14 protein-coding genes, 1 tRNA gene and 1 pseudogene are annotated in these 12,891 nt (G+C 62.4%); 9 read left to right on the forward strand and 7 right to left on the reverse strand.

What is annotated here, in order from left to right:
• Positions 1-370 precede the first annotated feature (370 nt).
• From ffh to ACEW8Q_RS01415, 6 genes are all read left to right on the forward strand, one after another.
• Positions 371-1,945, forward strand: a complete 1,575-nt coding sequence (ffh, locus tag ACEW8Q_RS01390) for a signal recognition particle protein (protein ID WP_373502263.1) — start codon at positions 371-373, stop codon at positions 1,943-1,945.
• 36 nt (positions 1,946-1,981) lie between these two features.
• A complete protein-coding gene (gene rpsP, locus ACEW8Q_RS01395) occupies positions 1,982-2,323 on the forward strand; it encodes a 30S ribosomal protein S16 (protein ID WP_373502264.1) in 342 nt (113 codons plus the stop codon).
• A 13-nt stretch (positions 2,324-2,336) separates the two neighbouring features.
• Complete coding sequence (gene rimM / locus ACEW8Q_RS01400; protein ID WP_373502265.1) at positions 2,337-2,957, forward strand: ribosome maturation factor RimM; 621 nt, start codon at positions 2,337-2,339, stop codon at positions 2,955-2,957.
• Complete coding sequence (trmD, locus tag ACEW8Q_RS01405) at positions 2,954-3,646, forward strand: tRNA (guanosine(37)-N1)-methyltransferase TrmD (RefSeq protein ID WP_373502266.1); 693 nt, start codon at positions 2,954-2,956, stop codon at positions 3,644-3,646. Before rimM ends, trmD begins: the two co-directional genes overlap by 4 nt.
• 51 nt (positions 3,647-3,697) lie before the next feature.
• Positions 3,698-4,090: a 50S ribosomal protein L19 gene (rplS, locus tag ACEW8Q_RS01410; RefSeq protein WP_373502267.1), complete on the forward strand. Its 393-nt coding sequence runs from the start codon at positions 3,698-3,700 to the stop codon at positions 4,088-4,090.
• A gap of 69 nt (positions 4,091-4,159) precedes the next feature.
• Complete coding sequence (locus ACEW8Q_RS01415) at positions 4,160-4,978, forward strand: class I SAM-dependent methyltransferase (RefSeq protein ID WP_373502268.1); 819 nt, start codon at positions 4,160-4,162, stop codon at positions 4,976-4,978.
• Between the two features lie 82 nt (positions 4,979-5,060).
• On the opposite strand, the gene ACEW8Q_RS01420 is transcribed toward ACEW8Q_RS01415, so the two are convergent.
• The 6 genes from ACEW8Q_RS01420 to ACEW8Q_RS01445 all read right to left on the reverse strand — a co-directional run bounded on the left by ACEW8Q_RS01420 (position 5,061) and on the right by ACEW8Q_RS01445 (position 10,878).
• A complete protein-coding gene (locus ACEW8Q_RS01420) occupies positions 5,061-7,166 on the reverse strand; it encodes a DUF294 nucleotidyltransferase-like domain-containing protein (protein ID WP_373502269.1) in 2,106 nt (701 codons plus the stop codon).
• A 74-nt stretch (positions 7,167-7,240) separates the two neighbouring features.
• Positions 7,241-7,609 carry a hypothetical protein gene (locus ACEW8Q_RS01425; protein WP_373502270.1) on the reverse strand — a complete coding sequence of 123 codons (369 nt, stop codon included), beginning with the start codon at positions 7,607-7,609 and terminating at the stop codon, positions 7,241-7,243.
• Positions 7,610-7,704: 95 nt separating this feature from the next.
• Positions 7,705-8,031, reverse strand: coding sequence for a hypothetical protein (locus ACEW8Q_RS01430; RefSeq protein ID WP_373502271.1), 327 nt, complete (start codon positions 8,029-8,031; stop codon positions 7,705-7,707).
• Positions 8,032-8,035: 4 nt separating this feature from the next.
• Positions 8,036-8,338, reverse strand: a complete 303-nt coding sequence (locus ACEW8Q_RS01435) for a hypothetical protein (RefSeq protein ID WP_373502272.1) — start codon at positions 8,336-8,338, stop codon at positions 8,036-8,038.
• A 74-nt stretch (positions 8,339-8,412) separates the two neighbouring features.
• A complete protein-coding gene (locus tag ACEW8Q_RS01440) occupies positions 8,413-10,617 on the reverse strand; it encodes a sodium:solute symporter family protein (RefSeq protein WP_373502273.1) in 2,205 nt (734 codons plus the stop codon).
• Positions 10,618-10,620: 3 nt separating this feature from the next.
• A complete protein-coding gene (locus ACEW8Q_RS01445; RefSeq protein ID WP_373502274.1) occupies positions 10,621-10,878 on the reverse strand; it encodes a DUF4212 domain-containing protein in 258 nt (85 codons plus the stop codon).
• A gap of 201 nt (positions 10,879-11,079) precedes the next feature.
• Between ACEW8Q_RS01445 and ACEW8Q_RS01450 the strand changes: the two genes are divergently transcribed.
• The 3 genes from ACEW8Q_RS01450 to ACEW8Q_RS01460 all read left to right on the forward strand — a co-directional run bounded on the left by ACEW8Q_RS01450 (position 11,080) and on the right by ACEW8Q_RS01460 (position 12,604).
• A complete protein-coding gene (locus ACEW8Q_RS01450; protein WP_373502275.1) occupies positions 11,080-11,694 on the forward strand; it encodes a hypothetical protein in 615 nt (204 codons plus the stop codon).
• Between the two features lie 49 nt (positions 11,695-11,743).
• Positions 11,744-11,819: transfer RNA gene (locus ACEW8Q_RS01455), tRNA-Phe, on the forward strand.
• A 356-nt stretch (positions 11,820-12,175) separates the two neighbouring features.
• Positions 12,176-12,604: a lipocalin-like domain-containing protein gene (locus tag ACEW8Q_RS01460; protein WP_373502276.1), complete on the forward strand. Its 429-nt coding sequence runs from the start codon at positions 12,176-12,178 to the stop codon at positions 12,602-12,604.
• Between the two features lie 76 nt (positions 12,605-12,680).
• Here ACEW8Q_RS01460 and ACEW8Q_RS01465 read toward each other — a convergent pair.
• Positions 12,681-12,891 (reverse strand): annotated as a pseudogene (locus ACEW8Q_RS01465) (IS630 family transposase); the annotation flags it as partial.

Consider the following 12,891-nt stretch of genomic DNA (forward strand, 5'->3'; position numbering starts at 1 on the left):
AGCCCGACCGCCACGTTGCCCGGCGCGCCGCCGGGGCTCGGCGCATAAAGGCTTTGCCCGCCCGGCCCCTCATGTGGCACGAGGTCCATCACCAGATCGCCAAGGCAGACGGCATCCTTCATGTCAGGCCCTCCCCGGCCATTGACCGCGCACGCTGGAGACACTTGCCCGGACGGAGTCGGGAGGCAAGGGCCGACGAGATTTGACTTCCCCGCCTATTTCACATATGTCCACCCCATCACACGACGCTTGAACGTCTTCAGGCCGCGCCACACATGGGGTTTTCATATCCCTGAGAGGTGAGGCGGCCAACATCCGGCAGCGAGTTTCGCCCCCGGGTGCGAAATCCGTTTGGGCCAGAGGAAGAGCAATGTTTGACACCTTAAGCGACCGCCTGTCGGGCATATTGGACAAGATCACCGGACGCGGTGCCCTGTCCGAGTCCGACGTTGAGGACGCGCTGCGCGAAGTCCGCCGCGCGCTACTCGAGGCGGACGTGGCGCTGGAAGTCGTCCGCACCTTCACCGACAAGGTGAGGGACAAGGCCGTCGGCGCCGAGATCGTCAAGTCGGTGAAGCCCGGCCAGATGGTCGTCAAGATCGTTCATGACGCGCTCGTCGAAACGCTGGGCGGCTCGGAAGGCTCGGCCCTCAATCTTCGCGCCTCGCCGCCCGTCGCCATCCTCATGGTCGGCCTCCAGGGCTCCGGCAAGACGACCACCACCGCCAAGATCGCCAAGCGCTTGACCGAGCGCGACAAGCGCAGGGTGCTGATGGCCTCGCTCGACACCCGCCGCCCTGCCGCGCAGGAACAGCTCGCCATTCTGGGCACCCAGGTGAAGGTCGACACGCTCGCCATCGTCAAGGGCCAGAGCCCGGTCGAGATTGCCCGCCGCGCCATGTCGGAAGCCCGCAAGGGCGGCTATGACATCGTGATGCTCGACACCGCGGGCCGCCTCCACATCGACGAGGAATTGCTGGCCGAGGCCGCAAGCGTTCGCGACATCTGCAAGCCCAACGAGACCCTCCTCGTGGCCGACGCGCTGACCGGACAGGACGCGGTCAACCTCGCACGTTCCTTCGATGAGAAGATCGGCATTTCCGGCATCGTGCTGACCCGTATCGACGGCGATGGCCGCGGCGGTGCCGCACTCTCCATGCGCGCCGTGACGGGCAAGCCCATCAAGCTGATGGGCACCGGCGAAAAGCTCGACGGCCTCGAAGACTTCCACCCCGAGCGCATCGCCGGCCGCATCCTCGGCATGGGCGACGTCGTGAGCCTTGTCGAGAAGGCCGCGCTCAACATCGACCAGGACAAGGCGAAGAAGATCGCCGACCGGATGCGCAAGGGCGCCTTCGACCTCGATGACCTCGCCGACCAGCTGAGGCAGTTGCAGAAGCTGGGCGGCATGGGCGGCGTGATGAACCTGCTGCCCGGCATGGGCAAGATCAAGAAGCAGATGGAAGGCCTCGACCTCGACAACAAGGTCTTGAAGCGCCAGATGGCCATCATCGGCTCGATGACCCCTTACGAGCGCCGCAACCCTAAGGTGATGGACGCCAAGCGCAAGAAGCGTGTGGCCGCGGGCTCCGGCACCAAGGTCGAGGAGATCAACCGCCTGCTCAAGATGCACCTGCAGATGGCGGGCATGATGAAGCAGATGGGCCAGGGCAAAGGCATGTTCGGCAAGATGATGGGCGGCGCCAAGGGCGCGCCCGACGCGGCCGAGCTGGAGCGCATGCAGGAGGAGCTTGCGAAGCTCGACCCCAATGCGCTTCCGGAAGATTTGAAAGAGATGATGAAGGGCGGGTCGATCCCGCAGATGCCGTCGATGCCGGGCTTGCCCGGACTTGGCGGCTCGAAGCTCCCAGGCCTTGGCGGATTGCCGGGCCTGGGCGGCGGATCGCCCTTCAGGGGTTTGCCGGGTCTCGGCAAGAAGAAATGAAATCAATCAGAACACGGATCATCAAGGAGAAAAGACATGGCCGTTAAGATGCGTCTCGCACGCGCGGGCACCAAGAAGCGCCCCTACTACCACATCGTGATCGCCGACGCGGCAGCACCGCGCGATGGCAAGTTCATCGACGTTGTCGGTGCCTTCAACCCGATGCTGCCGAAGGATTCGGCCGATCGCGTGAAGCTCGACGGCGAGAAGGCCGCCGCCTGGCTCAAGAAGGGCGCGCAGGCCACCGACCGCGTGCTGCGCTTCCTCGACAAGGCCGGCCTCGCCAAGCGCGAAGCCCGCAACAACCCGAAGAAGGCTCTCCCCGGCAAGAAGCGCCTCGAGCGCGAGAAGGCCGAAGCCGCCAAGGCCGCCAGCTAAGGACTGAGCGCCCATGGCGTTGCGTGACATGGTTCTGGTCGGAGCCATCACCGGCGCCCATGGCATCCGGGGCGAGGTGAAGCTGAAGAGTTTCACCGCCGATCCGGAAGCGATCGCCGCCTATTCGCCGCTCGAAACGGCGAAGGGCGGGAAGCTCGTGATCACGAAGTTGCGCGCCAGCAAGGAGGGATTCATCGCCATCCTGAAAGGTGTTTCGGATCGCAATGCCGCCGAGGCGCTCAGGGGCACGGAACTCTTCGTGCCGCGCGAGCGCCTGCCGGAGCCGGAAGGAGACGAGGTCTATATCCACGACCTCATCGGGCTTGCCGTGCATCTGGCCGATGGCACTGTGCTTGGCGAAATCGTCGATGTCGCCGACTACGGAGCGGGCGACCTGATCGACGTGAAGGTCGATGGCCGGAAAGACACCGTGCTGATCCCGTTTGCCGGCAGCTACGTGCTGAAGGCTGACGGGAGCAAGGTGGTGGTGGACCTGCCTGAAGGGTTTCTTGATGATCTTCCCTCTCCCCTTGCGGGAGAGGGTGGCGCGGTAGCGCCGGGTGAGGGGTCCCCTCATCCGCCTCGCTCACGCTCGGCACCTTCTCCCGCAAGGGGAGAAGGGAAAAAGCGATGACGTTCCGCGCCACCGTCCTCACCCTGTTTCCGGACATGTTTCCGGGGCCATTGGGGCACTCGCTGGCGGGCCGCGCGCTCGAACAGGGGATCTGGTCGCTGGAAACACGCGATATCAGGGCGTCGGCCACCGACCGGCACCGGACGGTAGACGATCATCCTGCCGGCGGTGGCGCCGGCATGGTGCTGAAGCCGGATGTGCTGGCCGCCGCCATCGACGCCGCGCCTCATGAGGGTCCAAGGCTGCTGATGAGCCCGCGCGGCCAGCCCCTGACCCAGAAGCTCGTGCGCGAGTTGAGTGCGGGGCCGGGTTGCCTGATCGTCTGCGGCCGCTTCGAGGGCGTGGACGAGCGCGTGATCGAAGGCCGGAACCTCATGGAGGTTTCGGTCGGTGACTATGTGCTCTCGGGCGGCGAGCCCGCGGCACTCGTGCTGCTCGATGCGGTCGTGAGGCTGCTTCCCGGCGTTATGGGAAGCCACGCGAGCGGCGAAGAGGAAAGTTTCGAGGGAGGCCTCCTGGAGCACCCTCACTACACCAAGCCCAATACCTGGGAAGGTGTGGAGATCCCGGGCGTTCTGTTGTCCGGCGACCACAAGGCCATTGCCCGGTGGAAGCTGGAGCGGCGGAAGGAATTGACGAAGGCAAGACGCCCCGACCTCTGGCACGACCATGAGTCGGGAAAGATTTGATTTTGGACCCGGTTGAGGGTATAGGCCCGCAACCCTTTGAGGAAGTAAGTCATGGATATCATCGCTCAGCTCGAGAAAGAGCAGGTCGCAGTCGTGGCCGCCCAGCGCGCCGTTCCGGAATTCGGCCCTGGCGACACCGTCATCGTCAACGTGAAGGTCAAGGAAGGCGAGCGCTCGCGCGTTCAGGCCTATGAAGGCGTCTGCATCGCCCGTTCGGGTGGCGGCATCAACGAGAACTTCACGGTTCGGAAGATGTCTTATGGCGAAGGCGTGGAGCGGGTGTTCCCGATCTATTCGCCGATGATCGACTCGATCAAGGTGTTGCGCCGCGGCAAGGTCCGCCGCGCCAAGCTCTATTACCTCCGTGGCCGCACCGGCAAGTCTGCCCGCATCGTCGAGAAGCAGACGGCCCAAGCCCCGAAGGCTGCCAAGACCGAAGGCTGATCTTCAGTCATCGGACGGATTTGAAGGGGCTGGTGAAAACCGGCCCCTTTGTTTTTTGGGAGACATGCGATGGGCGGCCACTTCGAGATCAACCGGGCAAACTGGGATGACCGTGCGGCGATCCATGTGAAGGACGAGGCCGGCGGCTATCGCGTGCAGGCCTTCCTCGATGGAGCCGACAATCTCCATGACATCGAGCACGAGGAAATCGGCGACGTGAGCGGCCTTCGCATCGCCCATCTCCAATGCCATTTCGGCATCGACACGCTTTGTCTTGCACGCCGTGGCGCTTCGTGTGTGGGCCTCGACTTCTCGCCAGTTGCCATCAGTGCCGCACGTGACATGCAGGCGAGGACCGGTCTCGATGCCACGTTCATCGAGGGCAACGTCTATGACGCAAGAGAACTGATCGAAGGCGACTTCGACATGGTCTATGTCACCTGGGGCGCCATCGGCTGGCTGCCGAACATCGCCCGCTGGGCGCGGGTTGTGGCCTCTCTGCTGAAGCCCGGCGGATGGCTCTATCTTCTCGAGGGCCATCCCTCGTTGATGACCGCGGATGAGCATTCACCCGACCTGCGGCCTGGCTTCGACTGGCGCACGCCCGCCGACAAGCCGCTCACGATGAGCGAGGAAACAACCTACACCGGCGACACGGCGAAGATCGCCCATCCGGTGACGCACGAATGGCTGCATCCGCTCTCGGATGTGGTGAACGCGGTCATCGGCGCTGGCTTGACACTCGAAGCCCTGAATGAGCACGAGAAGCTGGCCTGGCAATTCTCGCCGCTCATGGTTCCGGTCGAAGGCCGCCGCCGCATGTGGGTTCTGCCGCAGGGATTTCTCCGGCTGCCGCTGGCCTATTCGATCAGGGCGCGCAAGACGTGACCTGTTCTTCCGCCTACTGATGGTGCCTATCCACTTTCACCACTATGATGTGATCGGCATTGTTTCTGGTGTGAGATCACCGTTAGCCGACAGGATCTCCCAGCACGTCCCGCACCGATTTCACCTGTTCGATGGCCCACTTCAGGCGCTCCTTCTCGGCTGAAGGAACGTCCTTGGGATCAACCCGGTTTGACGGCGGGGTGCCACGCTCGATATCCTCCAGCTGCTGATTGAGTATGGCGCCAAGCAGGATCTTGTGCGCTTCGAGCAGCTTCGTGATGGCCCGATGAGGCGCCTCCGGCGTGTGACGAAGGGCCTCGAGCCGCGCTGCGGTGGCGCGTTCCAGGATGCGGTGCTTCAACGCCTGCACACGGGCCGCGGCGAACATGGGCAGGATGCCGCCGCGCTTCAGGTCCATGCGGCCGTCTTCCTCAAGTTTGAAGCGTCCGAACCAGCCCAGCGGCGGATCGACATTGGCGGTGTTAAGCGTCATCAGCTTGATGAAGCCCAGTGACTGCGAGGCAGCCTCCACCGCGTCCCGGCGCAGCGCATCGGCAAGGTGCCCATCACCATGAACCGGCAGGGCATCAAAGAAGATGTCGGCATTCAGGATATCTTCGGGGTTGGAGCGCGACAGCCAGCCCGACACCTGCTTTCTCCACTCGTCTGACGTTTTCCGCCAAGCCTCGTTGCGGGCCATGACGCCACCCTTGCAGAAGGGTACGCCCACCTCGTCCAATATGGCATTCATGCGGGTGGCGACGGCCTTCAGCCAGGCATCGGCCGCGCCAGCATCCGCGCATTCGTATATGACGGCGTTGTCCTGATCCATCGCAAGCAGGCTCTCGCCCCGCCCCGCAGAGCCAAGAACCATGACGGCATAGGACAGATCCTTGGGCCGGCTTGCGGCCACCTCTTTTTCAGCAAGTTCGGCAGCCCGCGCCGTGAGGCTGCAAACCTCGCCCGAGATGATGGCGGCAATGTCGCGCGGATCGACATCCTCGGACACCAGTGCGCGGGCGGCTTCCGCGAGTTTCCGCCACACCACGGCCAGCTCGTTGACGCCCGCCGCCTCGTCCATGGCGTCAGTCAGGGCTATGGCGTCATCTGCACGCTGGCGCAGGAGATCGCGCTGGGTGAGTGCGCCAACCAGTGTGCCGGCCGCATCGACGACGCCCAGATGCCGGTAGCGCTTGCGCCGCATGCGGCCGAAGGCGGAATAGAGAAAGTCATCCGCCGAGACGGCTGCCAGAGGAAAGGTCGCCAGCGACTGTGCTGTCTGTGCGAGGGCATGGACCGGGTCTGCGGCAATGGCGCGGACAATGTCTCGCTCGGTGATGATGCCATGCGGCGCATCAGGCCGCGCGGGCAGCACGAACAGCGAACTGATCCGCCTGGCCACAATGATATCCAAGGCCTCGTGCAAGGTGCGGGTGCCTTCGATGGTGAGGGGCGGCGAGGCCATCACTTCCCGAACCCGATGCCGGTAGGGATAGCTGTCGACCCGTGCCAGTGCACTGGTGGCAGGACGGGCCGAGACCACCTCCTCCCAGCCGCCGGGCGCATCATCGGTCGCGGCACGGCGCTTGCGGCAGGCGTCCTCGGCTTCGGCCAGCGTGCGGATGTTCTTGTCGCGCAGCCGTGGCAGAAGCGCCAGAAACACTTCACCCGTAACGATAGCGTCGCCCACGGCCCTGTGTCGGTCCTTGACGGCGACACCAAGCCAGGCGGCAACCTTGTCGAGCGAGAAATCCGGCAGCGGCGGATTGAGGATGCGGATCAGGTCGCGCACATCGAGCGAGCGCGGGATCTTCCACGGCAACCCCGCCCGTTCATGCTCGTGCTTCAGGACCGCAAGATCGAAGCCCAGCGAATAGCCCAGGATGAGATGATCCCCTGCAAATCCGAGATAGGATTTGTAGGCCTCCTCGAAGCCGGGGGCACCCGCCACCATCTCGTTGGTGATGCCATGAATGGCCCGCGATTCCTCCGGTATGTTCTCGCCCGGATCGACATAGGTGCTGAAGGCGCCTTCGCGGTCCATGATGCCATCGATCATCGGCGCCACGCCGATTTCGACGATGCGGCCCTTCTTCACGTCGAGCGATGTGGTTTCCGTATCCATCACCGCCGCGGTGAGCGACCGTAACGGGCATGACGCTATCGAAACACGCTTGGCCTTTAGCACGGTTGGCGTTTCCCCCCTTTTGCCGGTGTATAGTGCATCATGTCATGTTGGCAGTGCTCAGGAATTGACCTGAATCAGCCCGGGAGGGCGGTAAGCACCACGGCGGCCGCCATGAGCACAACGGTGGCGCCGGCACTGTAGCGGGCATATTGCAGGAACACCCCGCGCAACACACCCCCGATCACCGCCTGCGCAACAGCCGCCGGCGGTTTCTCATCGTCTTCCAGCATGAGCCAGGTTTCGGTCGACTTGTAGGGCTGGCGCGGCGCCTTCAACGCCTTGTAGATGAGCGACAGCGTGACGACGAAGGCGAACATGCCGCCGACGCGGGCCGAGAGATGCGGTTGGTAGCTGAAACCCACCATGCAGCAGATGATCGCCAGCCCGCAGAACGCGCAAGCCCGGCCGACAGAGACATGGGCGACACGCTCGATGGCTTCCATGGCATGAAAGCTAACGCTGCAGGCCGGCAGCTTGCAAGCCCGGCCTGATCAAGGTCCCGCCTTCGAGGCGCGAAGCCGGTCACATCGCGGTGAATTCAGCTTCCGAGCCCCAGTGCCTTCAGCATGTTGGGTATGGCCGGAAGCGTGAGAAGCAGCACGCCGCCAAGCCAGACCAGGCCGGAGGCAAAGGTCGATTGCCCGCCACCCGCGAGACGCTCGTAGAGAGCGGCCGGAACGCCGCCGATCATCAGTGTGAGCGTCGACAGGATGAGCGAAGACAGCGCGAAGACCAGCGGCAGCATGGGCGGCAGCAGCATCGGGTACCAGATGCCCTGGAGTGCGAAGACGATGATGAGCGCGGGCGAGAAGATGCCGTTCAGGATGGCGAGGCCGACGATAATGACAATATGGTTCTGGGTCATGGGATCACGCGCTGACGGTGGGCAGGAGGCCGAGACTGCCGAGCGCCGCGAACAGTGCAATGCGCAGCAGCATGACCCACAATATGGCGAAGACCATTACCACGATTCCGGGCAGAGCCTGCGGCGTGACCAGCCGCGTGAACCTGACGGCGGGATCGGTGATCGCGACGAAGGCACGCCAGATATAATTCTTCCAGTCCGGCGGCACGAAAAGTGAGAGTATCAGGCGGCCGATCAGCGAATACATGATCGCGGCCAGCACGAAGTTGGGCAGGTGAAAATACCAGTACTGGAAAAGCGGATTCATGGTTTCACACTAGCTGAGGATGCGCCAAAAACAAAACGGGGCCCCAAGGGGCCCCGTTTCGGTCGTTTGCGATGTCAGTGGACTTCGTTGACCAGGTTTCCGCCTTCCATCAGTTCCTTGCCCTTCGGACGGCGGATTTCGTCGATGAAATCCTGCATCGCGCGGGACGGTGCAGCCGTCAACAGGCTGCCCACCACGATGCCGATGACACCAGCCGGGATGCCGAACAGGGCGGACGAGATGTTGGCCACGCCAAACCAGTTGGCGACCTTCTGGGCATGGGCATCGAACGCCTTCCAGGCAGCTGCCTTGGCTTCCGGAGCCGCACCTTCCCAGGCCGCTTTCAGTTCAGCGTACTTGGTCACGGCCGCATCGCTGGCGCCCGACAGCCCGCCCCACATCTCGTAGAAGCTCACCGCGTAGTAGCGGGTGCCGACGAGATAGTAGAGGCAGATGCCGAAGCCCGCGATGATGCCGACGATGGCGCCCGTCTTGTTGGCGCGCTTCCACCACACGCCGAGCACGAGAGCCGGGAACAGGCCCGCTGCGGCGATGGAGAAGGCCCATGCAACCATGGCCAGGATGTCGGCAGGCTTCGTCGAGGCCACATAGGCGGCCAGGATGGCCACGACCACCAGCAGGATGCGCGACACGACCAGGCGGCGGGACGTCGGCGCCTGGGTGTCGATCATCTTGTAGTAGATGTCGTGGGAGAGCGCGTTGGCGATGGCGAGCAGGAGGCCGTCCGCAGTCGAAAGTGCTGCGGCGAGGCCACCGGCGGCGACAAGGCCGGCGATCACATAAGGCATGCCCGCGATTTCCGGAGTGGAAAGCACGATCACGTCGTTGTTGATGGCGAGACCCGCATGACCGAGCAGGCCCGTGGTGTTGCCGGCAGCCTGTGCGGCGGCGGCAATGGCGGGCTTGAACAAGTCAGCGGCGGTTGCGGCATTGTTGGCCTGGAAGGCCTCGAACACCACACCCTGGACCGGACCCGACAGGGCCGACCAACCGGCGAGGGCTGCCGTCTTTCCAGCGCCCGAGAGCGCCACGGCCACACCGGCCGCATCGGTTGCACCGGCGGCAAGTGCATCTTTCACCGCACCAAGTCCGGCGGCAAGCTTGGTGAGCGACACGCCATAGATATCCACCAGTCCCAGCGACGAGTAGGTGCTGATCCAGCGGGGCAGCGCATCGAGGCTCTGGCCGATCACGTTGGTATAGACTTCGAGCTTTGCAAACGCGGCGTATGAGGGCGCCGTGAAGTAGAGCAGGAAGATGAAGAACAGCGACCAGGCCACGGACTTCCGCGCATCACGCACCGAAGGGGTCGTGAAGTAGCGCATCAGGATGTGCGGGAGCGATGCCGTGCCGACCATGAGACAGAAGATCAGCGCGAAGTAGTTGAGCCTGTCATAGGTCAGGAAGGCCTGGATATGCGGCTTCAATGTGCCGCCATCCGCGGTCAGCTTTGCGAGGCCATCGGCAATCATCTGACCCTCACGGGCCGTGATGTCCTGCAATGCCTGGCCATACATCAGCTGCGGCACCGGAATGCCGTACTTCTGCGTGGACAGGATGACGACCGGTGTCAGATAGGCCACGATCAGCACGATGTACTGGGCAACCTGCGACCAGGTGACGGCGCGCATGCCGCCGAGCATGGAACAGACCAGAATGCCGAGGAGGCCCGCATAGACCGCCACTTCGAAGGACATGCCAAGGAAGCGCGAGGCGATGATGCCGGTCGCGTAGATCTGCGCCACCACATAGGTGAAGGAGCAGGCCAGCAGCACGAGCACGCCGAGGAAGCGGGCGATGTTGCCGCCATAACGTGCGCCGAGGAAATCAGGCACCGTATAGGCACCGAACTTGCGCAGATAAGGCGCCAGCAGCACCGACACCAGCACGTAGCCGCCGGTCCAGCCGAGCACGAAGGCAAGGCCGTCGTAGCCGAGCGCAAAGAGCGTGCCGGCCATGCCGACGAAAGACGCACCCGACATCCAGTCGGCGCCCGTCGCCATGCCGTTGTAGATGGCCGGAACCTTGCGGCCGGCGACGTAATACTCGGAAACCTGCGCGGTGCGCGACAGGATGCCGATCATCGCATAGATGAGGATGGTGAAGCCCACGAACATGTAGCCGAGGACCCGGTTGGGCACCCCAAGCTGTTCGAGAATGGCGATGAGGATCACGAAGGCAAGGAAGCCGCCGGTATAGATGGCATAGACCTTGCCGAGATTGGCAAGAAAGCCGGTTTCGCCTGAAGCGTTGGCCATGGGTCAGTCCTCCTCGGCGAAGCCGAATTCGCGGTCGATCGAGTCCTGCTTGCGGGCGAACCAGAACAGCAGCACGACGAACACGATGAGCGACCCTTGCGCGGCAAACCAGAAGCCAAGCGGGAAACCCAGGATTACGATTGTATTGAGCGAGTTTACGAAGAAGTGGATCACGAAGGAGAAGAACGCCCAGATGACCAATGCTGTCCACATCAGTTTCGACGTTGCTCCCCAGTGACCCTCGGCATTGGTATTTGCCATCGGTCGGTTTCCTCCCATCTGAGTTGCAAGACCCTTGCGGGGCCTGTCCGTAACGCCCGGCGCCGTCCTTCAAGACGAGGCTAGGACATTAACTCACTAGTAACATTGATGGGCCCCGCGACTAATTCTACTTTCGGAGCACAAGCCCGCACCGGCGATGTTGCGCTTGCGGTGCCAGCGATTGGATGCGAGGAAAGGGCCATGAGCATACTCTCGGCCGTGAAGGGTTTTTTCGCAGCGCAGCATATTCGTGATGCCGCAGGCTTGCGCCAGTTCATGGAAAGCCGCTCGGCCTATCTCGTCCAGAAGTCCATCACCGAATACATTCAGGCGCGCGCCAACGTATTGTTCTCCACCCTGATGCGCGAGAAGCTGTTCATCGAGGGATATGAGCGGGCGCGCTGGCTGTCCTATCCGGCGGCGATCTCGATGGTGGCAGAAATGGTGGAAGGGACGCTCCGTGAGCAGGCCGGCACCGCACCGGGCCAGCTCGATGCCGCGCTGTGCCGTATCGTCGAGGCCATTCTCGGCCAGTATGCAGGGCCCTCGGGCCAGGGCGAGAAATTCTGGCAGGACGCCGCCGAACGCGTCGCCCGCGATCTGGCGCAGGCAGCGCTCGCCGCGCCGAAACAGGTGCATGCCATACCCTATAGCAGGGCCCGCGAGATCTTCGAGGCGCTGCCCGTGGCAGAGCAGATCCGGAAGCATGATTTCGCCATGTTCCAGAACACGATCCGCTTTCATCTCACGGAAATCACAAGTGAATTCGATGAGAGAGTTGAGGCGGCAGCGCTCGCTGAAAGCCTCGCCTCTTGAGGCTGGACAAGCTGCTGTGCCTCCCCTATACAGCGCGCCAGACAATTGTGCCCGGGTAGCTCAGTTGGTAGAGCAGCGGATTGAAAATCCGCGTGTCACTGGTTCGATTCCGGTCCCGGGCACCACTTTTATCCTATGATTTCAAATGCATTTCGCCTACCGGGCGGCAGAGACACTATCTTGTCTCTATGCATGGTACCACAGTGGTACCAGAGAGTTGCTAAACCGACTTCTCATGCCCCTTTGAAGCCCGGCAATAACTGCTAGTGGATTGAATCAGACAATTCGAACCGTCGTTCGCAGCTCATGTGAACTGTTTGCGTAGGGCTGCTATGCGGACAACCTGCCAGAGAATTGAGTATCTTTGCGCAAGTATCCGGCTACTGATCACGCTGCGATCTGTGTGAAGCTATCAGCGCAGCCCGGCCCACTTTGACTTTCAAGGCGACTGCGAAAATCTACAAATGAGGGGGACAGTAATATGGGCCAAGAAGAATTGTTCGGCGTCTGGGCGCTGATATCACTCCAATTCGTCATGTCCGAAGGCGGAGAGTCCAAGGATATGTATGGAGCCGAGCCACTTGGCTATATCTTCATAACTCCGGACAAACGGATGATCACAGTCATAACTTCAAGAGATCGAAAACCATCAAGCAACGATTCCGGAGACGCAGATCTTTTCAAAAGCATGATGGCTTATTCAGGTCCATTCCGTGTTGAAGGCGAAGATCAGTTCATAACCGATGTCGAGGTTTCGTGGCATCCCGGATGGGTGGGATCCCAGCAAGCGCGGACATTTTCGATAGACGGCGATATCCTTTCGATTATCACAGCAGAGACCCTGCACCCGATGTTTCCCGGTCAGAAAGGACGTGGTGTACTGAAGTGGAAACGGACGTCGACGTTCTGAAGCGCGTGAGAGGCAGTCAAGTCCGCTTCGGGCTCGTTGCCGCCATCTGATAGTCTCTGTCGGATTTGGCCGGGGCTTAGCGGGGTGAAGACAACGCTTGGAACCCACGGTTTCTGGCGGCGATGATGTCGTCGGGGTCGGTGCGCCAGATAAACGGCTTGGCTTCGGTGATGTTGTGTTCGGCGATGAAGCGATTGATCGCGGCCTGCAGGTCGACGACCGAGTGGAACACGCCGTGTTTGAGCCTGCGCCGCGTCAGTTTCGCGAAGAACCCCTCCACCGCGTTC

It is taken from the genome of Aestuariivirga sp. (assembly GCF_041738905.1).
In the GTDB taxonomy this organism is placed as follows: Bacteria; Pseudomonadota; Alphaproteobacteria; order Rhizobiales; family Aestuariivirgaceae; genus Aestuariivirga.